We start from the raw sequence: 24,814 nt of genomic DNA on the forward strand, positions 1-24,814 counted from the left end.
TGGGTTCAATTAGCGTGAAAATGCATGAACGGAGCCAAGGGTGACGGTCGAGCGTAGCGAGCCGATGAGTAGCCCCGCCCTGGGGCGGGGATGGGCGGCGTTACTTTGGCGCATTTTCATCCTCGAGGGTGGTGCTGGCGACCATGAGCGTTAGGTCGGTATCTCAGGCGCCGATGGCCCGCAGGGTCCTGGCCAGCTGGGACAGGCTTTGCAGATTGTGGGCCGGCAGGAAATGGTCCAGATAGGGCAGGGCGGTCCGCATGCCCTGGGTCAGGGGCTGGTAGCCCGGGGTGCCGAGCAGGGGATTGAGCCAGAGCACCTTCTGGGCCTGCTGCCGCAGTCTCGCCATCTGCTCCCGCATTTCCGCTGCGTCGCCCCGATCCCAGCCGTCACTGAGGAAGATCACCGCGGTGCGGTGATTGAGCAGGCGTGGCCCGTGCTGTTCGTTGAACTCCCGCAGGCTGGTGCCGATGTTGGTGCCGCCGGCCCAGTCGTGAACCTTGTCGGCGACCTGCTTCAGGGACGCTGCCACCCCTTTGGTCTTGAGCAGATCGGTGATCACCGTCAGGTGGGTCGAGAACACCGCGACTTCCAGGTCCGACAGTTCCCGCCGCAGGGCGTACATGAATTCGATCAGGAAACTGCTGTAGCGCTGCATGGAGCCGCTGACATCGCAGAGCAGCACCAGGCGGGTCTTGTTGATGCGGCGGGTGCGATAGGGCAGGGGACAGATGCCCTCGGCGGTATAGAAGCTGCGGTTGCGCAACAGCCGGCGCAGGTCGGGGGCGCTGCCCCGGCGACAGGCGACATGGCGCCGCCCGCGCTTGTTGGCCAGGGCGGCGACGATGTCCCGGATCAGGCGCTGGGCCCGTTCCACATCGGCGTCGGTGAGGGTGCCCAGGTCCCGGATGGCCAATACCTCTTCGGGACTGTAGGCAAGTTTCAGGGGCTGCCGCTCGGCCTCATCGCCGTCGCCTTCCTCACCGGGCAGGATCAGCCGGGCACCGGGGCTGCTCTCATCCTCGTCTTCCTCCGGGTTTTCGCCTTCCCGCCGCTTGCGGATCAGGATACGTTCGGGGGATTCCCAATAGCTGGCGAATACGGCATCGAAGCGGGGAATGTCCTCGCGGCGGGAGATCAGGGTGGCCCGGGCGGCAGCGTAGAAGTCATCGCGCCGGGCAATGTCGATGTGGCGGAAGCACTGGCAGAGGTCGATCAGATTGCCCGGATTGACCGGCAGGTCGGCTTCGTGCAATGCCCGGGAGAAGCCGACCACATGTTCCAGCATGCTGCGGTTTTGCCGGGGCGCAGGGGAGGCCATGGTCCGGTATCAGCAGAATTCCGTTGGCGCCGCGGAAGGGTCATGGCCCGGCATCAGGGCCATTTCGATCAGGCCTTCGAGTCCGAGCTGGTGCAGCTTTTCCATGTCCCCCTTGTACTTGAGGATGCAGCCCAGGGTGGCTGCCGTGGACGGGGTGTCCAGTTCGGCGATGCCCAGGGCGAGCAAGGCCCGGGCCCAGTCTATGGTTTCGGCGATGCCCGGTCGCTTGTAGAAATCCTGCTCCCGCAACAGCTCCATGAAACGGCAGACCTGGCCGGCCAGCCGTAGTTCCACTTCGGGCAGGCGGCTGCGCAATATCCGCACCTCCTTGTCGAAGCTCGGGTAGTCGATCCAGTGGTAGAGGCAGCGGCGCTTGAGGGCGTCGTGCACTTCCCGGGTGCGGTTCGAGGTGAGGATCACGAAGGGCACATGATGGGCCCGCAGGGTGCCGATTTCCGGAATGGTGATCTGGAAGTCGGACAGCACCTCCAGCAGGAAAGCCTCGAACTCCTCGTCGGAGCGGTCCACTTCGTCGATCAGCAGTACGGGCGGCCTGACTCCGCCGCTGCGCAGGGCCTTCAGCAGGGGCCGCTGCAACAGGAACTCCTCGGAGAACAGGTTGCGGCCGATCTGTTCCCGTTCCACGCCCCGGGCTTCCTGAAGCCTCAGCTCCAGCAGCTGGCGGGTGTAGTTCCACTCGTAGAGGGCGGCGGCGCTGTCCAGGCCCTCGTAGCATTGCAGGCGGATCAGTTCTGCATCGAGGACCTGGGCCATGACCTTGGCGATCTCGGTCTTGCCCACGCCGGGCTCGCCTTCGAGAAAGACCGGCTTGCCCAGGGATACCGACAGGAACATCGTCGTCGCCAGCATGCGGTCGGCGATGTAACCCGCCGCCGCAAACTTCTGCTGGACTTCCTCGATGGAAGCAAACCCTGGTCTTGGTTCCTGGCCGCTCATGGATACTCCTAAGAACCTGTCTTGAAAAATGTTCCGCAGGTGGTCACCGCCGTCATTCCGGCGAACGCCGGAATCCAGGATCAAGCCCGTCACACCGGCAAAGAAACGTCACCCCGGAACTGATCCGGGGCCGTTGCCCAGTGGGCCACTGCTCTGGACCCCGGCCTGCGCCGGGGTGACGGGTTTCATCATCCGGGGTGGCGCCTGCCGCCATGACCGTTAGACAGCTTCCACGAGACTACCGTCCTTTCCTTCCTCACCGGGTACGCGACTCGACCTTGACTGCCGTGGCCCGGTCGGCCCGCTTCACGGCGTCGTAGAGGGTGTTGGGGGAGTTGAAGGAATTGCGGATGATCACGTTCTGGTCGAACAAGGCATCCTGCACCGCCGCGGAGACGGTATGGAGTGGCGCTCCGCCGCCCTCGCCCATGCCCTTGGCGCCGTTGTAGCTGAAGGGCGATGGGGTCTCGATCTCGCCAAAGGCCAGGTCGGGCATGTTCATCACCGTGATCGGCGTGTAGTCCGTGAACGAGCCCGTCAGCAGGTTGCCCTCCTTGTCGTAGATGTAGCTTTCCATCATCGCTGCGCCGATGCCGTGGGCCGTGGCGCCATGGACCTGGCCGGCGACGATCTTCGGGTTGATGACGTTGCCGCAGTCGTCCACCGCCGCGTAGGCCAGGATCTTGGGCACATAGGTGCGCCGGTCCACCTCGACCACCGCGATGTGCAACTGGGAGGCGTAGGTCAGGGTCAGGTTGCCGTACTTCTTCTCCACATCCGGGATCTTGAAGGGGGGGCGATAGACGTGGCGGATGTTGAGGGTGACATCGGCGATGCTGTCCGGCTGGCCGGCGGTGTTGATATTCACCATGGCCGACAGACCCCAGTAGTTGATGCTGCGGTCTGTGCCCTTGACGCGCAGCTCCGGTCCCTGCTGGCCGATGCCGAATTCCAGATCATCCTCATTGGCTTCCAGGGCGAAGGCCGCCAGCCGCTTCATTTCCTTCTTCAGCTTCTGGCAGGCGCCATGAACAGCCGACAGGCCGGTGACGGCGAACTGGCTGGCATAGGAGCCGGAATGGCCGCCATGGCTGTTGAAGGTGGTGTCGAAGCCGGTGCGCACCTCCACCATGTCGGGGCGGATGCCCAGCTCGTCGGCCACCACCTGGGCGGTGGTGGTTTCGTGGCCCTGGCCGGAAGGCGTGGAGCCCAGCATGACCACCACGGTGCCGTCCAGGTCCAGCTTGATCGTCGCCACCTCGGAATTGCCCGAGAAGGGCAGGTAGGGATTGACGATGCGGGCCTGGCCGAAGTTGTTGGTGCCGGAATCCAGCGTGGTGCCGATGCCGATGCCTATCCAGCGGCCTTCGGCCCGGGCCTCGGCCTGCTTCTGCTTCCATCCATCCCAGTCGATCAGGGCCTTGGCCTTTTCCAGCAGCAGGGGATAGTTGCCGGAGTCGTACACGCAGCCGTTCGGTGTGGTGTAGGGGAACTCGCGGATGTAGTTGTTGAGGCGCATCTGGTCCGACGGAATGTTCAGTTCGTGGGCGCAGATGTCGATGATGCGCTCCATGAACCAGAGCTGTTGGAGCCGCGAATAACCCCGGTTGGGCGCCGAGGGCCCCTTGTTGGTGACCACCTGGTTGAAGTCGATGCGGATGTTGCGCAGCTTGTAGCAGGCCGGCAGCACCTGGGACCAGATCACGCAGCCCAGGGGCTCGTAGCGCGGATAGGCGCCGCAATCATCGATGTGGCGCGAGCGCACGGCGGTGATCACCCCGTCCTTGTCCAGGGCCACTTCGGTGTCCAGGTAGGTGCGCTCACTGCCATGGCCGCCGGCCAGCATGTGTTCGCTGCGGGTTTCCACCCATTTCACCGGCCGGCCGCCGCTCTTCCTGGAAGCCAGGGCGGCGAGGGTCATGTAGGGGTAGTTGCCGATCTTGTTGCCAAAGCTGCCCCCCACGTCCTGGGTCTTGGCCCGCACCTGGTCGATGGACAGGCCCAGGGCCGGGGCAATCATCTGGATCACGATGGCGGGGAAGGAGTTGTTGCAGAAGAAGTCCACGCCGCCGCCGGGCGTCCAGGTGGCCACCACCGCGTTGGTTTCCAGGGGAGTGCTGGAGAAGCGATGGAAGTCCATCTGGTCGATCTTGACCACGTGGGCTGCGTCGGCAAAGGCCTGGTCCAGGTCGCCGTATTCGTAGATGCCGTGCCAGTGATGGTTGGTGCCCATGCCGGGGTGCAGCACCGCCTTGTCTTCCAGGGCGCTCTTCCAGTTCATCACCGCAGGCAGGGACTCGTACTCCACCTCCACCAACTGGGCCGCATCGGCGGCGATGCGGGGATTCTCGGCCACCACCGCCACCACGGGTTCCCCCTGGTAGATGGCCTTTTCCACCGCCATCGGGAAGTCCTTGATGTTCTGCGCGTCGCCCGGACCGATCTGCATGAAGGGGGTGCAGACGGCGGCGATTTCCTGGCCGGTCAGGGTGCACACCACGCCCGGCAGGGCTTCGGCCTTCGAGGTGTCGATGCGGACGATGCGGGCGTGGCCGTAGGGGGAACGCACCAGGCTCATGTGCAGCATGCCCGAGAGTTTGTAGTCGTCCACGAACAGGCCCTGGCCCCGCACCAGACGGCTGTCTTCCTTGCGGGAGATGGGCGCGTGCACCCATTTGTCGCCGCCCTGCCGTTTGACGATCTCGGCAAAGTCGTTGTAACGGGGCGACGACTTCAGCGTGGCGAGACTGGCAGTGCCCCTGTCGGGGGTGAGGGCGGCGCCGCTCCAGCCGGCGGTCAGCGCCTCGGTGTCGATGGCATCGGCGGCGGCGTCGGCCGGTGCGGCAGAGGCGTCGTCCTGTTTGCGCAACTTGCGTATCAGCCCGGACATCCAGCCCGACTTCTGCTCGGCCTGGGCGGCCTTGCGGGCCGCGGCCTCCTTCTGGTACTCGGGAGACATGGCCTGTTGCAGGCTGGTGATGACGGCATTGATCTGCTGTTCCGCATAGCCCTGCATGCCGCCGCCCGCCAGGGACAGGATCTTGCCGACGAGCTGGACCTCGCCCCGCCATTTGACCAGGGTGCCGCTACCCTTGGGTTCCAGGTCGTAGGAGGTGATCATGGTGTAGGCGCCACCCATGACCTTGCCGCTGCCCACATAGGTGGCGTGGGTCGGCGCGGTTTTTTTCTGCAGGGTGAGCTGGGTGGAGGCGGTGCCCCGGATCTTGCCGATGCCCACGGAGACCTTCACCACGGCGGTGTTGGCATCCTTCATCTCCAGGCTGGAGAAGGTGGGCAGCAGGGGGGCGAACTTCTGGGGGTCGGAGAGAAGGTCGAAGGTTGCGGCGGGCGGCGGCGAGACTTCGAACTGCCCGGAAAATTTCATTTCCATTATCGCTGGCCCTCCTTGGCTTCGTTCGCAACGGCTTCAACAGCCTTGATGATGTTCTGGTAGCCGGTACAGCGACAGACGTTGCCGGCGATGGCCTTCTTGATGGCCTTGCGGTCGGCGGTGGGGTTCTCTGCGAGCAGGGCATGGGAAGACATCAGCATGCCCGGGGTGCAGTAGCCGCACTGCAGGCCGTGGTGCTCGGAGAAGGATTTCTGCAGGGGGTGGAGTTCGCCGTCCTGCTCCAGGCCCTCCACGGTCAGCACCTCGCCACCGTCGGCCTGGACGGCCAGCATGGTGCAGGACTTGACCGGCGCGCCGTTCAGCTCCACGGTGCAGGCGCCGCAGTAGCTGGTGTCGCAGCCGATATGGGTGCCGGTGAGGCCGATCTCCTCGCGGATGAATTCCACCAGCAGCATGCGCGGTTCCACCTGGCGGCAGTACTTCTGTCCGTTGACGGTCAGCTCGATGGTGACCAGTGTGTTGGCGTTATGCATAAACGTGACTCCCCTCGATTTTGGCGTTTTCGCAGCGGCGGACCGCCACATCGGCGGTTTGCAGGATCAGGCCCCGCAGCAGGTTGCGTTTGTATTCGGTGGTGCCGCGCACATCGCTGGCCGGATCGGCGATGGCGATGGCTGCTTCGGTAGCCCGTTCCCAAAGCTGGGCGGAAAGTGCCTTGCCGCGCAGCTCGGCTTCGGCCTCCAGGGCACGCCGAGGTGTCGGACCGGCGCCGCCCATGACGATGCGGACATCCTGGCAGGTGTTGCCGGCGCCCAGGGTGAGCTGCACGCCCACAGAGCAGACCGGGAAGGCGGCCGCCGCCTTCTTGTAGGCGATGTAGGCGCCGCCACTGCCTGCCGGGGGGGCCTTGAAGCGGATCGAGGTGACCAGTTCCCCCGGCGTGAGTGCGGTGGTGTAGGCGGCGGTGATGAAATCCCCGATGGCAATGGTGCGGTCGCCGTTGGGGCCGGAGCAGAGCACTTCGGCATCCAGGGTATTCAACAGGGCCGGCCAGTCACAGTTGGGATCGGCAGCGCTGACCGAACCACCGATGGTGCCGCGGCTGCGCACCTGGGCATCGGCGATGCCGCCGGCGCAATCCTTGACGATGGGAATGGCGGCCGCGATGTTGGACTTGGATACCCAGCCATGGGGCGAGAGGGCGCCGATCTGGATCCAGCCGTCCTCCTTCCTGGCGAAGCGCAGGTCGGGCAGTCGGCCGATATCCACCAGGTCCGTCGGCTCATCCATGCGCAGCTTGAGGATGGGGATCAGGGTCTGGCCACCGGCCAAGGGCTTCGCTGTCTCGCCCAGGGCCGACAGCATCAGTATGGCTTCCTTCAGGGAAGCGGGACGGTGATATCGAAACGGCGCTGGATACATAGCGGGTCCTCAGGAATTAGTGTTGCCATCTTGCCAAAGCGTTCCGCGCACTCCTGCGCAGACGCTGGGGATTCGTCCAACTCGAAAACCTCAGCACATCCTTGGATCTTGTACCACGGCGATGCGGTGGAATGTCGAAGCATTGGCTCGGCACCCCGGGGATGGCAATCGTGCTTTCCCCGGACGCGAATCTTGCGTCGTGTCGTCGTGCACATCATGGTGATCTGTTTTTCTCAGGATGACTGCATGGGATCACGATAGAGCGAAGATTTGATTCGGGCTTGCCCCTCAGAGCGCACCGTTTTGATTGCCAGCGCGCAGTCGCGGCGGACTCGGCATCGGCTGTATTTTTATTGCAATGCAGCAGCAGGGGGCGGTGGCGCCGGTAGTGGGGGCCATGAATTCAGGGGCTGGAGTCGGGTGTGGACTGCAGCCAGGCGGCGGTGGCACGGCCGGCCAGATATCCGCGCCGGTAGTCCGCCATCAGGGCGCTCAAGTCCTGGGTTTCATCAATGTCCCTCGCCAGTGCCGGATCATGGCGGACCTCAATCCGGAGACCGGCCGTTGCCGCCCCCTGAAGGAAGCGGGGCAGGCTGTGGCTTCCGAACACCAGGGGCAGGGGCAGGGGCAGGGGGGCCAACAGCAGGTTGGTACCGCTGCCTTCCTTGCTGGCGGCCACCCGTAGTCGTTGCGAGCCGGGCATGGTCGTGGCGACGAAGCGGTCGATACCCGCCGCCGTGAGGTGGGGAAGATCGGCATGGGCGATCAGTACGTGGCCGGCGCCTTGGGTCTGCGCCCAGGCCGCCGCTCGGCTCAGATCCTCGTTGAGCCCCCGGGCCTCTCCAGTGTCGAAACAATCCACGCTCTCAAGGCCGATCAGGCCGGGGAGTCCGGGAATGTCGCTGACCATCACTACCCGGCTGACAGTGCAGGCCCGCGTCAGCGCCCTGACCACGTCCCTGGCCATGGCCAGGGCCAGACCCTGACGGGCTCCGGCGTCGAGAGTGTCGGCGAGCCGGGTCTTGGCAAGGGAGAAATCTTTCAGGGGAACGAGGGCCCAGACCGCCGCCGGAGTGCGAGGTCCTGGGGACAGCGGGAGAAATTCCCTTGAGGGCGAGCCGCTTCGACGGGCGGTTTCGAGTTGAGCTTCCACTGTCCTTGTCTCCATATTCGACCGGCCCTGTCGCAGAAGTGCGCGGCCGATCAGACGCACCCTAACGGGATCGGCCCTGAAACTCTTGCCCGGTTGGGCAGGCGGCTTGATTCCCGGCGCATCGGAAACATTACGGATGCTACCTTGGGTCATCGGATCGTCGGCTCTGCGCTAAGGGTCATCGGCTGCTGCTCCGAGAGTCAAGACGGTCCCCGGTACAGTTTGTATCGTGCCATCGCAATGGGTCGCAAACCCGTGTGGTACCTGGGTTTAGGCGCTGTGCCGGAAATTTCGAACGAGATTGGATAGGGCTATTGCGGTGCGGCAATATGGGTTCTTGGCGTCAGTCCTGGTTGTGGGGATGTCCCGTTGGTTCTTGGTGTTGCGATGCGATATCCGTGTTGGCAGTTGCTGGATAGTGGGAGTGGTTCGTGGATGGCGGAGACGGTCTGTTCATCATAGTTTCCGGAATGTCCGCGGCACGATGATGCGAGTGGACAGGATGTTTGCCCTGTGCGGCTCCGGAGTGGTGGAGACGGGCGCGGCAGAGCTTGGATGAACCTGCCGCCTTTGCGGGCGGCCATGGAGTTCCGGTGCGATCGGATATCCGATGCCCTGGGCGAGGAGAAAACTGGATGTACATAGAACGCACGTTTGTTCTGGATGGTGCCCTACCCGAAGTTTGGGCCTTCCTGAATCAGCCCCATGAAGTGGGCAAATGCCTGCCTGGCTGCCACACGGTGGAAGTGCTGGGCGTTGGCAAATACACCGGGTCGGTGGGTATCAAGGTCGGTCCGATCAAGGCCGGTTTCGATGTGCGGGTGGAAACCAGCGAGGAGCGGCCACCCGAGTATGCGGCCTACACCATGCGTGGCGCCGACAAGGATGGCGGCAGCAAGATCAGCGCCGAATGCACTCTGGCCCTCAAGGCGGTGGATGACAGGCACACCGAGATCACCTACACCTCCACGGTCCATATTGTCGGCAAGCTGGGGAAATTCGCCGCCGGCGTGATGCAGAAGTTCGCCGACGGCATCAACGATCAGTTCATTGCCGCCTTGACCAAGCGGGCCGCCGAACTTCACGGGAGTCCTGCCGTGGAAGAGGCCGAGGCCGAAAAGGGCAAGGGCATGCTCGGTAGCCTTAAGTCCATGTTCAAGAAGCAGCCCGCCGAGGCAGTGAAGTGAATTTCCTGCGTTGCGGCGGAGCTGGGTTCTAGTTTCATCCGCAGTCATTGGGGTTCCGGAGGAGGATCAACGACGTGAGCAATCGACAGCCTGAGCAGAATTCCCTGAAGCCGGGGAAGTGGATCAAATCGACCTGCAAGATGTGCCTGCATTCCTGCAACACGCGGGTGCATATCACCGATGAGGGCATCATCAACAAGATCGAGGGTGAACCGAGCAGCCCGAGCAACAACGGTCGCCTCTGCCCCAAGGGCAATGCGGCGATCATGCGTCATTACGATCCGACCCGCTTCAAGACGCCCCTGCGCCGCACCAACCCGAACAAGGGGCCCGGTGTCGATCCGAAATGGGAGCCCATCAGCTGGGACGAGGCCTACGACATCGTCGGCCGGGAGCTGAAGCGCACCCGGGATGAGGACCCGCGCAAGCTGCTGCCGGCCATCAACAACTTCCAGAAGCTGTTCCTCTGGGCCTGGCCGGCGGCCTTCGGTTCCGCCAACTTCTTCTCCTCGGTGGGCAACTTCTGCGGCGGCGGCTACCACCCGATGAACGGCTTCGTGCACTCGGCCTTCGCCGCGGCCAACGACGTCAATTACTGCAACTACTGGATCAACAACGGCGGCGGCGATGGCTTTTCCTCCCACCTCCATACTGCCGCCCAGGCCAATCATGTGGCCAAGGCCCGCATCGAACGCAATATGCGGGTGGTCACCGTGGAGCCGCGCCTGTCCATCGGCGGCGCCAAGGCCAACGAGTGGGTGCCGATCCGCCCGGCCACCGATCGCCAGTTCGCCCTCGGCCTGTGCCATGTGCTGGTGTATGAGAATCTCTACGACGCCAAGTTCCTCAAGAAGGACACCAACGCCCCCTACCTGGTGGGGCCCGACGGCTACTTCGTGCGCAACGAGAACGGGGACATCTACGTCTGGGACGCCAAGGACAACTGCGCCAAGCTCTGGAACGATCCGACCCTCAAGGACTTTGCCCTGGAGGGTGTCTATGAGGTGAATGGGGTCACCTGCCGTCCGGCCTTCCAGCGCTTCAAGGACATCCTGGCCGAGTGCACCCCGGAGCAGATGTCCAAGGTCACCACCGTGCCGGCGGAAACCATCCGCCGCATCGCCCGGGAATTCGCCAAGGCGGCCCAGATCGGTTCCTTCATCGAGATCGAGGACCGCATCCTGCCCCTGCGGCCCGCCGCCTACAACTACTACCGGGGCGCCCAGGGCCACAAGTACAGCGCCATGGCCAACCAGTCCTTCAAGCTGGTGAACTTCCTGGTGGGGGCCATCGACACCCCCGGGGGCCATGTGGGCGCCACCCTGGACGACCAGATGGTGGAGATCCGCGGCGGCTGCGGCGCCATCACCCCGGGGGAGAGCGGCATGATGCACGCCAACCCCCACCAGCTGCATCCGGAAGTGCCCTTCTCCTTTCCGCCCAACGAGGTGCATCTGATGGGCTATTTCCCCATCGGTGTCGACCCGGGCCACCTGGCCCAGGAGACCCTGATGAATCCGGAGAAGTACAACCTCGACTACCGCCCGGACACGATGCTGCTGTGCCATTCCAATCCCATGTGGAACATCAGCGGTAGCCGCAAGGAGTGGTACAAGATCATGAGCGGGATGCGCTTCATCGCCGCCATCGACATCCTGCCCAATGAAAGCAACGAGTGGGCGGACATCATCCTGCCGGCCCACGATCTGCTCGAATCCTGGAACATGACCATGATCGAGCCGCCTCACCATGAGGGCATGTGCCTGCGCCAGCCGGCGACGCCGCCGATCTACGATACCCGGGCCGAGGAGGAAATCTTCTACGAGCTTTCCAAGCGCATCGGCATCCTGGACATCTGGAACAACATCCTCAACTACGTGAATGGCTTCCACCAGAAGCCGGAGCTGCTGCTGGAGGCGGACCGGACCTATACCGACCGCGAGATCGCCGAGCGCAAGGGCAAGCTCTGGAACGGCAAGGACCTGGACTGGTACATCGAGCACGGCCATGCCGTGACGCCGCGCCGTCCGGACAAGTGGTACCGGCCCTGGGACGGCATGCGTCTGCACTTCTACATCGAGGACATCCTGAAGGCCCGGGACGACCTGAAGCAGAAGATGGAGGCTGCCGACGTGCCGATCCGCCATCAGTGGTCCTGGGGCGACTATCAGCCCCTGCCGACACCGGTGCCCGATCCGGTGCTGCTGGAGCCGGCCGAGTACGACATGTTCGCGATCACCTTCAAGGACATCCAGATCAACTTCGGCGAGAGCACCAGCAACCCCTGGATCAAGGACATCACCTACAACGATCCGGTCCATACCTCGGTGCTGATCAACACCGCCACCGCGGCCAGCAAGGGGCTGCAAACCGGCGATGTGGTGCGCATCCAGTCCCCCTACGGCAGCATCGTCGCCCGGCTGGCCACCTCTCAGGGGGTGCATCCGGAAACGGTGTGCGTCTCCAACGCCCTGACCCGGGTGGCCATCCAGCACAGCGGCGTGCGCGTCGGCGGCGGCAGTTTCAACGACCTGTTGCCGGCAAACCTGGAGAACACCGATGCCTGTAGCGGCCAGCCCGAGACGGTGGCCAAGGTCAAACTCATCAAACTCACGGAATTGCCCCCCGAACTCCTGGCGGCCAATTCCGTGTATGCCGGCGAAAAAGGGAGGATGCACTGATGGCTAAGTGGGGTATGGTTTTCGACTTGCGCCGCTGCATCGGCTGCAATGCCTGCACGGTGGCCTGCAAGCAGGAGAACAGCCTGCCGAACGGGGTGTTCTTCACCAAGACGCTGTCCGAGGAGATCGGCGAGTTTCCCAAGGCCAGCCGGATGTACATCCCGACGATCTGCAACCATTGCGAGGACGCACCTTGCGAACGGGTCTGCCCCACCGGCGCCACCTACACCCGGGCCGACGGCATCGTCCTGGTGGACAAGGAAAAGTGCATCGGCTGCGGTTCCTGCATCGTGGCCTGTCCCTACGACCAGCGCACTCGCCTGGAACCGGAGATGCTGGAGCGGGGCCTGTTCGGCAATGGCCAACTGACGCCTTTCGAGCAGCAGGGCTACGAGCGCTGGACGGCGGGCACGGCGGTCAAATGCACCTTCTGCCATGAGCGGGTGGATGCCGGCCTGGAGCCGGCCTGCGTGGTCACCTGTCCAACGGAGGCACGAATTTTCGGGGACCTGGACGATCCGGAGAGCAAGGTGCGGCGCCTGATCCACGAGCGACACGGCCGCCAGCCCATGCCGGAGAAGAACACCGATCCCAAGGTGTTCTATATCGACTGATTTCCCACGGTGTGGCCCCGGCGTGGGGCGCCCCGGTGTTCCAGGAGGAAGTGAAATGTTGGCGAAAAACCTAGATGTGGTGGGCAGCGAATTCCGCGTCGGCTACCGCATGCAGAAGTCGTGGGGCATGTCCATGGCGACGGCCTTCTTCTTCGGCGAGGCCGGGGCCGGGCTGTATTTTGTGTCCCAGTTCTACAACCTGGTGCCCGGCATGGTGCTGGGTCTGTTGATGGTGATCTTCGGCAAGGGGGGCGGCCATCTGCTGCACCTGGGCAAGCCCTCCCGGGGCTGGCGCGCCTTCACCCGTCCCAACAGTTCCTGGATCAGCCGGGGCCTGTGGGCCATCACCCTGTTTGCCAGCTTCGGCACCCTGCATTTGATCGACCTGAACGCGGGCCTGCTGCCCCGGCCCCTGTCGCTGCTGGTGGCGGGCGTGGCGATCGCCGGTTGCCTGGTGATCATGGTGTATCAGGGCTTTGCCATGTCCCACTCATCCTCCATCACCCTCTGGAGTTCCGGCCTGATGCCCCTGGCCAGCCTGACCTACGCCCTGCTCAACGGCGTGATGCTGACCCTGGTGATCGGCTACAACACGCTGGCCGCCACCCGGCCCGAGGCCCTGCCGATGTTGCAGATGGCGGCCTTCGGCCTGGTGCTCTATGGCTTCGTGATGATCCTGAGCCTGCTGCACAGCGCCAAATACGGTTCCGGCGGCGGCCGCAAGTCGGTGGAACTGCTGGTGCAGGGTGCCTTCTCCGGCTACTTCGTACCCGTCGTGCTGGTGCTCGGCTTCGTCGTCTCCGGCGTGATGCTGACCCTGGCGGACAAGGACCTGATCACCATGATCCTGGTGGCGGGCTGTGAGCTGACCGGCTATTACGCCTTCCGGGTGCTGATGTTCAAGGCCGGCACCTACGATCCTGTGTTGAGTTTTGCCCCCAAGTTCAAGAACTGATTCTTTGGTTGGTAAGTTGTTTGTAATGCCGTCATCAACATACTCCGGCCTGTTTCGAGCGGAGAGCCATAACCAGGCAGCACCCCTTCCCCAACGGAGGTCATGCAAGTGAATAGCAGAGACATCAATCAGAATTCCCTGAAGCCAGGGAAGTGGTTCAACTCGACGTGCAAGATGTGCCTGCACTCCTGTTCCACCCGGGTCCATGTCACAGCGGATGGAGTGATCAACAAGATCGAGGGCAACCCCACCAATCCGTCCAATGCCGGCAAGCTCTGTCCCAAGGGCAACGCGGGCATCATGCGCCATTACGATCCCCAGCGCTTTCAGCAGCCACTGCGTCGCACCAACCCGGAGAAGGGCCCCGGTGTCGATCCCAAGTGGGAACCCATCAGCTGGGAGGAGGCCCTGGACATCACCGCCCGGGAGATCAAGAAGTCCCTGGATGAGGACCCCCGCAAGATCATGCCCTCCCTGGAAGACTTCCAGAAGATGCATATCTGGTTCTGGCCCCTGGCCATCGGCAACCACAACTTCTATCAGTCCGGCGGCACCATGTGCGGCGGGGCCTACCATCCGCTGAATGGCTACATTCATTCCGCCTTCGGTGCGGTGAACGACGCCAAGTACTGCAACTTCTGGATCAGCAACGGTGCCGGTGATGGTTTCTCCTCCCACCTCCACGCCGCGGCGGCTTCCCACTGGGTGGCCAAGGCCCGCATCGAACGGGGCATGAAGGTGGTGGCGGTGGAGCCGCGCATGTCCATCGCCGGGGCCAAGGCCGAGGAGTGGGTGCCCATCCGTCCGGCCACGGACCGCCATTTCGCCATGAGCATGAGCCACGTGCTGGTCTATGAGGGCCTGTGCGATTACGTGTTCCTGCGCAAGGACACCAATGCTCCCTACCTGGTGGGACCGGACCAGTTCTTCGTGCGGAATGCCGACCGCCAGATCTATGTCTGGGATACGGCCGACAACTGCGCCAAGCTCTGGAACGATCCCAGCCTGAAGAACGAGAACCTGGCCCTGGAAGGCGAGTATGTGGTGAACGGCGTGAAGTGCCGCCCCGCCTTTCAGGTCTACAAGGACACTCTCAAGGATGCCTCCCCCGAGGCCATGGAAAAGATCACCACGGTGCCGCCCGACACGGTACGGCGCATCGCCCGGGAGTTCGCCAAGGAGGCCCGCATCGGCGAGACCATGACCCTGGAGGATGGGCGCACGGTGCCCTTCCGCCCCGCCGCCTACAATTACTACCGGGGCGCCCAGGGCCACAAGACCGGGATGATGACCAATCATGCCTTCCAGCTCACCAACATGCTGATCGGCAATATCGACCATCCCGGCGGCCGTTGCGGCGTCACCATCACCGACGGCTGCGTGGACAACAACCACTGCCAGCCCGGCGAAAGTGGCCAGATGCTGGGTACGCCCCACCAGCTGGGGCACATGCCGCCTTTCTCCTGGCCGCCCAATGAATACCATCTGGCCGGCTTCTTCCCGGTGGGGGTGAATGGTCCCCACCTCAACATGCTGTCCTATCTGGAGCCGGAGAAGTACGGTTCCACCTTCAAGCCCGACGTCCTGGTGAACTGCCACTCCAATCCGGTCTGGGCCATCCAGGGCCCCCGGGACAAGTGGCTCCAGTTCCTGAAGGACATGCGCTTCATCGTCTGCGTGGATGTGATCCCCACGGAGATGACCGACTTCGCCGACATCATCCTGCCCTCCAGCGACTATCTGGAAACCTGGAACGGAGTGATGATCGAGCCGCCGTACACCGAGGGCATCTGCTTCCGTCAGCCCATCACGCCGCCCATCTACGACACCAAGAGCGAGGAGGAAATCTTCTTCGAACTCTCCGAGCGGCTCGGGGTGCTGGACCAGTACAACGAGGTGATCAACATGATCCTGGGCTTCAACCAGAAGCCCCACCTGAAGCTGGAACCGGGCAAGAAGTACACCGACCGGGACATCGCCGAGCGCGTCGGCCTGCTCTGGAACGACAAGCCCATCGAGTGGTACATGGAGCACGGTCATTCCTCCACCGAGCGGCGCCTGGACAAGTGGTACCGGCCCTGGGATGGCATGCGCCTGCTGTTCTACATCGAGGACCTGCCGGTGCAGCGGGAAATCCTGCGCCAGCAGTTCGAGGAGGCCCAGGTGCCGTTCCGCAATGAATGGCCCTTCGAGGACTACCAACCCCTGCCCACCACGGTGCTGGACCCGATCCACCTGGAGCCGGCGGAGTACAACCTCTACGCCATCACCTTCAAGGACATCCAGCTCAATTTCGGCGAGAGCCTGTCCAATCCCTGGATCAAGGACATCACCTACCGGGACCCGGTTCATACCGGCCTGCTGCTCAATCGGGCCACGGCCGAGAAGCTGGGCTTCGCCGATGGCGACATCGTGCTGGTGGAGTCGCCCTATGGCCGGCTCTATGGGCGCCTGGCCACCACCGAGTCGATCCATCACGAAACCCTGGGCGTCTCCAACGCCCTGTCCCGCACCAAGAGCGAGAACCGCTCGGTGCTGATGTCCGGGGGCCACTACAACGACATGCTGCCCTACGACATGCGCAACACCGATGGCGCCACCGGCCAGCCCGAAACCAGCTGCCGCGTGAAGATCACCAAGCTCGATGACTGGCCCGACTTCCTCAAGCACGGATCGACCGTCTATGACTTCGTGGACTCGATCCAGAACGCCAAGGGCAAGGGAGGGCAACACTGATGGCCAAGATGGGAATGGTCTTCGACCTCAAGGCCTGCATCGGCTGCAACGCCTGCGTGGTGGCCTGCAAGCAGGAAAATTCACTGCCCGACGGTGTCTTCTTCACCCGGACCCTGAGCTACGAGCATGGCGAGTACCCCAACGCCAAGCGGGTGTACATCCCCACCATCTGCAACCAGTGCGAGGACGCCCCCTGTGAGAAGGTCTGCCCCAGCGGCGCCACCTTCACCCGGGAAGACGGCATCGTCATGGTGGATCGGGACAAGTGCATCGGCTGCAGCAGTTGTGCGGTGGCCTGCCCCTACGACATGCGCACCATGCTGGACAAGGCCATGTTCGAGAACGGCCTGTTCGGCACCGGCGAGCTGACGCCTTTCGAGAAGCAGGGCTACGAGCGCTTCACGCCGGGCACTTCGGTCAAGTGCGATTTCTGCAGCCAGCGGGTGGATGCCGGACTGAACCCCGCCTGTGTCGCCACCTGCCCGACCAATGCCCGCATCTTCGGCGACCTGGATGACCCCAACAGTGCTCCCAGCAAGCTGATCAAGGAGCGCAACGGTCGCCAGCCCCTGCCGGAAAAAGGCACCAAGCCCAAGGTCTATTACGTAGACTGAAGTGGTCCGACACTCAATTGCCAGGTGGATACCTCAATGACAAGCACAGATAACCGCATGGTCGGCAACTCCTTCAAACTGGGTTACCGCTTCCAGCGCTACTGGGACACCTCCATGGCCATTGCCTTCTTCTCCGCGGAAGTCGGCACCGGCCTGTTCCTGGTGTCTTTCTATTGCAACTACGTGCCCGGCATGATCCTCGGTCTGTTGATCACCGGAACCCTCAAGCCGTATTTCCATCTCGCCCACATGGGCGTGCCGGGCAAATCCTGGCGGGCCATCCTGCGTCCTGATCGTTCCTGGGTCAGTCGCGGTGCCCTCGCCGTGGTGGCCCTGATCGGCTTTGGGGGCCTCCATGTGATTGATGCCCTGGTGGGCCTGGGTGCCCTGCTGGGGCTGCCTTCCGGGCTGTCCACCCTGGTGGGCTATCTGGCGGTGGCAGGCGCCCTGGTGGTGATGTGCTATCAGGGCCTGGCCATGTCCCATTCCGAGGCCCTCACCCTGTGGGCCAGCCCCCTGCTGCCAGTGTCGAGCTTCTGCTATGCCCTGACGGCAGGAGTGCTGCTGGAACTGGCCGTGGGCTGGGGCAGCCTCGACGTCCTGCTGCTGCAAGGCCTGATCAAGGCGGCCGTCCTGCTGCTCATGATCGATACCCTGGTGGTTTTCGGCATCCTGATGCTGGCCCGGCGCAAGTCCCAGGGCGGGGCCTTCTCCGCGGAGTTGCTGCTGCAGGGGGAATACGCCTCGCCCTTCCGCAACCTGGTGCTGCTGTTGGGCCTGGGCGTGCCTGTGGCCCTGATGGCCCTGGGGGGAGGTTCCCATCTGGTGGTGATCCTGGCCAGCCTGGCGATGCTGGGCGGATTCTTCACCTTCCGCATCCTGATGTTCAGGGCGGCGGTGTTCGAACCCATCACCCACGACCTGGCCGGCAGCATCGGCCTGCCCACGGCGCGCTAGGAGCACCCAGCCATGGGACCGGTGGGCCTGCCCCGGCACGGCGACTTCGGCACCCGGGCGGCAGTGGCGGAGGAAATCTCCATCGGTGCCGACGGCCCGGTACCGGTGGACTGCCGGGTGGTGCTGGAGGATGTGCTCACCCTGGACATCGAGGGCATCGGCACCTACGCCCTGATGTGGACCCCCACCGAGGACAACCGCCAGGCTGTCGGCTTCACCATCGAGGACGGCATCCTCTCCGACGAGGGGGTGCCCGAGGCCCTGGCCCTGGCGGCGGGATTCGCCTTCACCGAGGGCATCGTCGATCGTCTTTCCGACATCGTTTCCATGTCCATCTGCCCCGAGCGGCCTGACGTGGTGCGCATCATCCTGGCCCATCCGGAGGAAATCAGCGTGCGCCGCCGCAATGTGGTGATGAACAGCTCCTGCGGCATCTGCGGCGGCCGGGACCAACTGGAAGAGACCATGGCCTGCGCCCCCCGGGTGCCGGACAGCCTGCGCATGTCCGTGGCCGACTTCATGTCAATCCGGGACGCCATGCAGGACCACCAGGGCATCTTCGGCCGCACCGGCGGCGCCCATGGCGCAGCGGTGTTCGACCGTGACCGGAAGGTGGTGGCCGTGGCCGAGGATCTGGGTCGGCACAATGCCCTGGACAAGGTGATCGGCTATCGCTTTCTCAGCGGTCTGGGTTTTGACGGCTGTGGTGCCTACATATCCAGCCGCGTCAGTTACGAAATGGTGGCCAAGTCGGTGCGTGCCGGCTTTGAAGTCCTCGCCGCCATTTCGGCGCCTTCCTCCATGGCCATCGATCTAGCGGATCGCTTCGGCATCACCCTGTGCGGTTTCGTGCGGGGACCGGGGGCCAAGGTTTATACCCATGTCCATCGGTTGATGGACGCAAAATCGACAGCGGGTTAGTCTCGCTTTTTGTCTCCATCCTTGTCTGGCCCCCGGCGGCAAGGAAGTCAAAGCATGGCCTGACGACCCTGTTGGTCGCGGTCGTGAAATCATGAAAAGCGAGCTTGTGAAGTTGCCCACACCCCAGGACGATACCGATTTTTCCCATCGCGCCCTGCTCTGGCTGGTGACCGGGGGCATGATGCTGCAACCCCTGGCAACGGACCTGTATCAAGCCTCCATGCCCCATTTGGTCACTTACTTCCAGACCACACTCGGGGCGGTTCAGCAAACCCTGACCCTCTTCGTGCTGGGCTTTGGCAGCGCCCAGCTCATCAGCGGCCCCCTGTCGGATCGTTTCGGGCGACGTCCCACGGTGCTTTGGGGCATCGCCATTTTTGTCGGTGCCAGTATCGCCTGCGCCCTCGCGCCGACCCTGCACTGGCTGGTGCTGGCCCGATTCATTCAGGCAGTGGGATGCTGCACCGGCGCCGTGGTCACCCGGGCCATGGTCCGCGACGTCTATTCCCCCGCCGAGGGCGCCAAGGTATTGGCCCGGGCCAGCAGCCTGTTCGCCCTGACGCCCATTCTCGGCCCCATCCTCGGCAGTTATCTTCAGGTGCAATTCGGCTGGCGCGCAGCCTTTGTCGCCCACGCTGCCTATGGCCTGCTGCTGTTCCTGGCCGCGCGGCACTGGTTGCGGGAAACCAATGTCCGGCTTGATTCCAAGGCCACCGGCGGGTCGCGCCTGCTGAAAAACTATGGCGAGGTCATGGTGAGCCCGCGGTTCTGGGCCTATGGACTGCCTGGCGCCCTTTCCTATGGCTCGATCTTTGTTTTCATCTCCGGCGCCTCCCATGTGCTGATCCGGGTACTCCTGGTGCCCACCGAATATTTTGGCTACTGCTTCGCGATCGGCGTGGTGGGCTATCTTTCGGGCACCTTGATCTGCCGCTATCTGCTGTCCCGTTTTGGTCTGGTGCGGACCCTGGGCCTGGGCACCCTTGCTTCCGCCGGTGGGGGCCTGCTGTTTTTCATGCTGACGGCGATGGGTCAGACCCACTGGGCGATATTCGTCGTCTGCATGGGGGGCATCATGCTGGCCCACGGCATCAACTTCCCCTGTGCCCTGGCTGGTGCCGTGGCGCCCTTCCCGGAAAAGGCCGGAGCCGCCGCCGGCCTGTTCGGCTTTTTCATCATGATGACAGCGCTGCTGGTGGGGGTCTGGGTGGCAACCAGTCAGGATGGCACGGTCCTGCCCCTGGCGGCGACCTCCCTATGCATGGGGCTGGCGGTATTCCTCAGCGCCCGAGCCCTGGTGCGATATCGCCCCGTCCAGTAGGGGCGGGTCCCGGGGGCTTATTCCTCAACTGCGCCTTCGGCCAGGTCATCATCCAGTTCGATGCCCCAGTCGCCGTGCTTGTACCAGTCGTCACCCAACAATTCCATGGGATGCTGGGTGCGATCGGACCCATTGCCGCAACCCAGGGAACCCACGGGACAATACTTGTCGCAGCCCCAGCAAATGCGCTCGGGGTGCTTGGGGTGGATGGGGAATTTCTTGGCCATTGGGTATGAGCGGAGTTCGATGCGGCTCCCTTATACCCGGCTGGGTCCGGCGCCGCCTGCCGATAGTATGAAGTGCTGAAGATCAGCGTCAAGGCATGGAACTGGGGAACACGGTTCCCTCAAGGGGGACAATCATGGGGTGCTGCTTGGCCTGGATCAGGATTTGCAGCGGCTTTTCCATATCGGAAGCTAGCCTTGCAGCTCGGTGGCTTTGCCGTTTTTGAGTTGAAACAGTTTGATGACGCTCATGCCAGTTGATGACCCGGTAAGGCCAATAGTTCACTTTCCATGCGCCGAATGCCTCGGATTAGGCTCTTGAAACTGGGTGATCGCTCGTTGGCAACATCAAGGTACTTTCCGATGGCGCGTGAACCACTGACCTTTTCATAGCGGCCATTTGTTAGCGTTGCCAACTCCTTGCTCGGGTTGCCAAGCCCATCCGGATCGCGGAATTTTGCTGTTCCCTGATATTTCGCCAATTTATCAATCAACAATCCTTGTTCGACGGCATTCAAGTCGGCAAGGTAGAAAGTTTCCAATTCCCGGCAGGCGATCCGCACCAGCGATTTTGTTCCCTGCCCCGCGTGGTGGCAATTTTCAGCCAGTTTCGCTTTGACTGCCTTGCAGTTAGGTGCATTGTCTTGATCTCGTAAGACAATGAACCGCGCCTCTGGATTGAGGTAACCCCGCATCCGCCTGGTCATCTGCTTTTCCAGATCCTGCTTACCCTCAAAGGGGATCAGGCGTGCCTTGATCTCGGGATTCAGAATACGTGGCAGCAGGCTTTCGAGCATGGCTTTGGCCGAATCCTCTTCCAGCAGAAACACCAGTTCCTTCATTCCGGATCGACGCCTTCGAAGAAACCTTGTTTCCACAGGTAGCCCATCTGGTCGCCTTCGGCCATATAGGCGGCAATCTGTGCATCGTCACGGGCGCGACGAATCTCGGTACCGCCCTGGTGCTTCACCAGCCAGCAGACTTCATCAAGCGCGACCGCATTCAGAAAATCCGGCGAATGCGTGGAAACAAGTACCTGGCCGCCCCGAGTCGCGTAGAGACGGAACTCTTCGGCCAGTTCGCCCATCAGGCGCGGATAGAGCTGGTTTTCCGGTTCCTCCACGCAAAGCAAGGGATGCGGACGGGGGTCGTGCAGCAAGACCAGGTAGGCAAACATCTTGATCGTGCCATCCGACACATAGCGGTCGAGAAACGGTGTCTTGAACGAACCGTCCTGGAAGCGCAGCGTCAAGTAGCCGTCATCCATCAGGCGCGGCTCCACCGACGATACGCCCGGTACACGCCGCGCCATGATGTCCAAGATGCGCTGGAAAGTTTGCGGATGCTGTTCGAACAGGTACTGCGCCACGCGGGGCAAGTTATCGCCAGTTTCTGACAAGTGTTCGGAGTCCCCCGCCGCCTCTTTGCGTCCCCGTGCCGCGCTGATGTGGAAATCGGAGACATGCCAGGACTCGATCAACTGGCGGAAAGCATTAGCGGCCTTGAAGCGTTCGAACTGCCCTAACCCCTTGATGGCCAGCGAGTCCGGGCTAACTTTCTGCACCTCTCGCTCTAGGTCCTCGTCGGCCTTGTTGAAGTCTTCCTCATTGGTAATGGCGTAGCCTTCGCCTGCGGAAAAATCGAGAAAGTGGAAGGGGCTGCCATAGCGCCCGCGCTTGTAGCGCAGCAGCTCGCGTTGAACAATCGGCGATCCATTCTGCTCGCCGATTTCCAGCGAATAGGTCACCAGACGCTCGGTGCCGGTAATCAGCATGCGGTACTGAATTTCGATCAGGATCGTGTCGCCGTCAGCCTCGCGGCTCAATACTTCGCGAAAGCGCCCGCGCTTGTCCAGTGCCTGGCGCACCGTGCCTTTCAGGCAGTCGTGCAGAAAACCGAAGACATCGAACAAGGTGGATTTTCCTGAACCATTGGCGCCGACTACGACCAGGAAAGGTGGAATATCCTTCAGGTGCACATCGCGGAACACCTTGTAGTTTTTCAGGCGTATGGATTCTATTTTCATGTTCAGATCCTGTCTTGCAGCAGTGCAAAGTTCATACTTTAGTCGTTTTCCGTCCGCGCTTTGCCGTGTGTGTGGCGTCATCGTCGCGCAGTTCGCGTACGCTCCAGTGCTCCTGCGCGGCCTGTTCGGTATAGTGCAACCGGGCCTCTGCCGACTTGAGCGGCAATAGGGCGACCACATGGCTCCAGCTCAATTGTCGTGACAGCGTCGCGACAATTACCCCGTTCGCACATGCCTGGGCAAACTGCACCATGCGGCGCAGGTTCTTGGCCTCGCCGCCACGGCCGAACTCCTGGGCCAGGCGCTCGCCGCCCCGGGAATCGACCGACTGGGACTGGGCTATGCATTCGGCGAGCTGGCGAAGTTTCAGGAGGCAGGTATTCGGGTCATCGGCAAAGTAACGCTCGGCGAGCAAGCCGAGTCGCTCAAGCTGCGCGTCATGGGCCTTGAGTTCCGAGAAATTGCCTTGTCGGTGCACACGGTTCATCGATGTCCTCCTAGCGCAGCTCGTACCAGACACCTCTGCCGGCACCATGCTGGACAAGGTGGCCTTGCTCCACCAAGGCCCGGAAGTGCTGCTTGAGCGTGTTGCGATTGCCGCCGGTCAGCCGGATCGCATCTCCCATCGTCACGCGTCCGTGTTCCCTTGCGAACTCGACGATCTGTAGCGAGAGTTCGGGCAGTGTGGCCAGCACGATCCTCTCGCGCTCCACCTTGCGATTCAGGCGGCGTACTTGCTCGGCCAGAGCACGCAGGAAGAAGGTCAGCCAGGGCTGCCAGTTCGGAGATTCTGTCCGGATTGTCCCTTGCGTTTGCCGCAGCGCGAGGTAGTAGGCCTCCTTGCTCTGCTCGATCACGCTTTCGAGCGAGCTGTAGGGCACGTAGGCATAGCCTGCCTGCAACAGCAGCAAGGTGGTCAGTACCCGGCTCAGGCGACCGTTTCCATCCTGAAAGGGGTGGATCTCCAGAAAGACCACGACCCAGATACCGATGAGCAGCAGCGGGTGCAGTCTTGCAGCGCTGCGCTCGTCGTTGTACCAAGTGACCAGCTCGGTCATCAGGCGCGGCGTGTCGAAGGGCGTCGCGGTTTCGAACACCACGCCCAATTGTGTACCCTCCTCGTCGAAGGCGACCACGCTGTTGGTGGAGGTCTTGTAGTTGCCCCGATGCCAGGCGTCCTTCTCGCTGTAGGTCAGCAGATCACGGTGCAGTTGCTTGATGTGGTTCTCGGTCATCACGATGTCCTGCCAGGACGAGAACACCAGTTCCATGACCTCGGCGTAGCCGGCCACCTCCTGTTCGTCACGGGTCGTGAAGGACTTGATCTGCAGGTTGGACAGCAGGCGTTCGACTTCCCGGTCCGACAGCCGGCTACCCTCGATGCGGGTGGACGAGCCGATGCTCTCGATGGTGGCGACGCGGCGCAATGCCGAAAGCCGGTCCGGCGCCAGGGTGCCGAGCGCACGCCAGGCCCCCTTGAACTCATCGATACCGGCGATGAGGCTCAGGATTTCCGGGGTTATCTGGATAGCATGGGATCGGATCATGGGCGCCAATACTACGCCCATTTACACCCATTCTGCCAGAGCCATTGATCAGGCCATTCAGCGTGAAACGCGGAACAATTTCATGGAACCTCACACATGCACTCCTCGTCATTCCGGCGCAGGCCGGGGTGACGGGTTTCATCATTTGGAGTGGTGCCTGCCGCCATGACCGTTAGCTCCATTCTTCCTGTATGTCCCCCGGAGGACAGTCCCCGCCTACTTGCGATATAGCCACTTGGCCAGGAGCCGGGTCCAGCGGGGCATGATCAGGTAGGTCGCCAGGGCCACCACGGTCAGGATGTTCAGTCCCTGGGACAGCCAGCCGGGGAGGGTGGCGGGAATGCGGTCCAGCAGGGGGTGGAGCAGGGCGGGAACCAGAATTGTCAGGGGCCAGATCACTGCCGTGGTCGCCAGCAGTTGTTTCCAGCGGGGCGGGATGATGCCGCTGGGTGGGGTGAACCAGAACTCCAGGCCGCTGACGATGTCGATCTCTTCGTGGCTTTCCAGCAGATCCCCCAACTGGGTGATCAGGCCCTCCCGCTCATCGGAGTGGTGCCAGCGGGCGGCGTCGGCCTGACTCTCGAAGCGCACGGCGATCACGTATTCGTGTCGTCCCGCAGGCGGCCGCACGATCTGCACGCCCAGGTGGCCGGGGAAGGGGGCCGCCACCTGCATGATGCGCTTCAGCCAGCGTTCGTAGGCCTCCCTGGCTTCCATCTTCACCCGGTGGCGCACCACGAACAAGACCTGCTCCTTGTCCCGCTCCGGCCTGAGCAGAAATTGTTCTGAAGCGGGCTTATGCGCGGGCGTCGGGAGGGGGTTCATG

General features: G+C 62.9%; 21 protein-coding genes. 9 read left to right on the plus strand and 12 right to left on the minus strand.

Translation table 11 applies throughout. The annotated features are described in order from the left end of the window. Positions 1–163: 163 nt before the first annotated feature. From DENOEST_RS05835 to cofC, 6 genes are all read right to left on the minus strand, one after another. On the minus strand, positions 164–1,321 hold the full coding sequence (locus tag DENOEST_RS05835) for a vWA domain-containing protein (RefSeq protein ID WP_145771673.1): 1,158 nt from the start codon (positions 1,319–1,321) through the stop codon (positions 164–166). Positions 1,322–1,330: 9 nt separating this feature from the next. Then, entirely contained in the window at positions 1,331–2,278 is a 948-nt protein-coding gene (locus DENOEST_RS05840) for an AAA family ATPase (protein ID WP_145771672.1), read from the minus strand. Positions 2,279–2,534: 256 nt separating this feature from the next. Then, the gene (locus tag DENOEST_RS05845; RefSeq protein ID WP_145771671.1) at positions 2,535–5,669 is read right to left on the minus strand and encodes a molybdopterin cofactor-binding domain-containing protein; all 3,135 of its coding nucleotides are present in this window, start codon (positions 5,667–5,669) and stop codon (positions 2,535–2,537) included. Then, positions 5,669–6,163 (minus strand): (2Fe-2S)-binding protein, encoded by a 495-nt coding sequence (locus tag DENOEST_RS05850; protein ID WP_145771670.1) that lies wholly within the window; start codon positions 6,161–6,163, stop codon positions 5,669–5,671. Before DENOEST_RS05850 ends, DENOEST_RS05845 begins: the two co-directional genes overlap by 1 nt. Then, positions 6,156–7,052: an FAD binding domain-containing protein gene (locus DENOEST_RS05855; RefSeq protein ID WP_145771669.1), complete on the minus strand. Its 897-nt coding sequence runs from the start codon at positions 7,050–7,052 to the stop codon at positions 6,156–6,158. The genes DENOEST_RS05850 and DENOEST_RS05855 overlap by 8 nt, the downstream gene beginning before the upstream one ends. A 403-nt stretch (positions 7,053–7,455) precedes the next feature. Further along, positions 7,456–8,205, minus strand: coding sequence for a 2-phospho-L-lactate guanylyltransferase (gene cofC, locus DENOEST_RS05860; RefSeq protein WP_170228267.1), 750 nt, complete (start codon positions 8,203–8,205; stop codon positions 7,456–7,458). 635 nt (positions 8,206–8,840) lie between these two features. Here cofC and DENOEST_RS05865 point away from each other — a divergent pair. The 9 genes from DENOEST_RS05865 (at position 8,841) to DENOEST_RS05905 (ending at position 20,191) form a co-directional block, all read left to right on the plus strand. Next, complete coding sequence (locus DENOEST_RS05865; RefSeq protein ID WP_145771667.1) at positions 8,841–9,392, plus strand: CoxG family protein; 552 nt, start codon at positions 8,841–8,843, stop codon at positions 9,390–9,392. A gap of 74 nt (positions 9,393–9,466) precedes the next feature. After that, entirely contained in the window at positions 9,467–12,073 is a 2,607-nt protein-coding gene (locus tag DENOEST_RS05870; RefSeq protein ID WP_197970537.1) for a molybdopterin-dependent oxidoreductase, read from the plus strand. After that, positions 12,073–12,687, plus strand: coding sequence for a 4Fe-4S dicluster domain-containing protein (locus DENOEST_RS05875; RefSeq protein WP_145771666.1), 615 nt, complete (start codon positions 12,073–12,075; stop codon positions 12,685–12,687). Before DENOEST_RS05870 ends, DENOEST_RS05875 begins: the two co-directional genes overlap by 1 nt. Positions 12,688–12,742: 55 nt before the next feature. Continuing rightward, positions 12,743–13,642 carry a DmsC/YnfH family molybdoenzyme membrane anchor subunit gene (locus DENOEST_RS05880; RefSeq protein ID WP_145771665.1) on the plus strand — a complete coding sequence of 300 codons (900 nt, stop codon included), beginning with the start codon at positions 12,743–12,745 and terminating at the stop codon, positions 13,640–13,642. Between the two features lie 108 nt (positions 13,643–13,750). After that, a complete protein-coding gene (locus DENOEST_RS05885; RefSeq protein WP_197970538.1) occupies positions 13,751–16,378 on the plus strand; it encodes a molybdopterin-dependent oxidoreductase in 2,628 nt (875 codons plus the stop codon). Next, positions 16,378–16,992, plus strand: coding sequence for a 4Fe-4S dicluster domain-containing protein (locus tag DENOEST_RS05890; protein WP_145771663.1), 615 nt, complete (start codon positions 16,378–16,380; stop codon positions 16,990–16,992). Before DENOEST_RS05885 ends, DENOEST_RS05890 begins: the two co-directional genes overlap by 1 nt. 36 nt (positions 16,993–17,028) lie before the next feature. Continuing rightward, positions 17,029–17,949 carry a dimethyl sulfoxide reductase anchor subunit gene (locus DENOEST_RS05895; RefSeq protein WP_145771662.1) on the plus strand — a complete coding sequence of 307 codons (921 nt, stop codon included), beginning with the start codon at positions 17,029–17,031 and terminating at the stop codon, positions 17,947–17,949. A gap of 12 nt (positions 17,950–17,961) precedes the next feature. Then, positions 17,962–18,870: a formate dehydrogenase accessory sulfurtransferase FdhD gene (gene fdhD, locus DENOEST_RS05900; RefSeq protein ID WP_145771661.1), complete on the plus strand. Its 909-nt coding sequence runs from the start codon at positions 17,962–17,964 to the stop codon at positions 18,868–18,870. Positions 18,871–18,961: 91 nt separating this feature from the next. Next, on the plus strand, positions 18,962–20,191 hold the full coding sequence (locus DENOEST_RS05905) for a multidrug effflux MFS transporter (protein WP_145771660.1): 1,230 nt from the start codon (positions 18,962–18,964) through the stop codon (positions 20,189–20,191). Between the two features lie 17 nt (positions 20,192–20,208). Here the strand turns inward: DENOEST_RS05905 and DENOEST_RS05910 are convergent, their stop codons facing one another. The 6 genes from DENOEST_RS05910 to DENOEST_RS05935 form a co-directional block, all read right to left on the minus strand. Next, positions 20,209–20,418: a DUF3079 domain-containing protein gene (locus tag DENOEST_RS05910; protein WP_145771659.1), complete on the minus strand. Its 210-nt coding sequence runs from the start codon at positions 20,416–20,418 to the stop codon at positions 20,209–20,211. A 245-nt stretch (positions 20,419–20,663) separates the two neighbouring features. Then, the gene (locus DENOEST_RS05915; RefSeq protein WP_145771658.1) at positions 20,664–21,257 is read right to left on the minus strand and encodes a DUF4276 family protein; all 594 of its coding nucleotides are present in this window, start codon (positions 21,255–21,257) and stop codon (positions 20,664–20,666) included. Further along, positions 21,254–22,441: an AAA family ATPase gene (locus DENOEST_RS05920; protein WP_145771657.1), complete on the minus strand. Its 1,188-nt coding sequence runs from the start codon at positions 22,439–22,441 to the stop codon at positions 21,254–21,256. The genes DENOEST_RS05915 and DENOEST_RS05920 overlap by 4 nt, the downstream gene beginning before the upstream one ends. Positions 22,442–22,472: 31 nt before the next feature. Then, on the minus strand, positions 22,473–22,928 hold the full coding sequence (locus DENOEST_RS05925) for a DUF1016 N-terminal domain-containing protein (protein ID WP_170228266.1): 456 nt from the start codon (positions 22,926–22,928) through the stop codon (positions 22,473–22,475). 10 nt (positions 22,929–22,938) lie between these two features. After that, positions 22,939–23,988, minus strand: coding sequence for a Fic family protein (locus tag DENOEST_RS05930; protein ID WP_145771655.1), 1,050 nt, complete (start codon positions 23,986–23,988; stop codon positions 22,939–22,941). Positions 23,989–24,204: 216 nt separating this feature from the next. After that, positions 24,205–24,813, minus strand: coding sequence for an antibiotic biosynthesis monooxygenase (locus tag DENOEST_RS05935; RefSeq protein WP_145771654.1), 609 nt, complete (start codon positions 24,811–24,813; stop codon positions 24,205–24,207). Between the last annotated feature and the right edge of the window lies 1 nt (position 24,814).

This window comes from Denitratisoma oestradiolicum (assembly GCF_902813185.1).
Classification (GTDB): Bacteria; Pseudomonadota; Gammaproteobacteria; order Burkholderiales; family Rhodocyclaceae; genus Denitratisoma; species Denitratisoma oestradiolicum.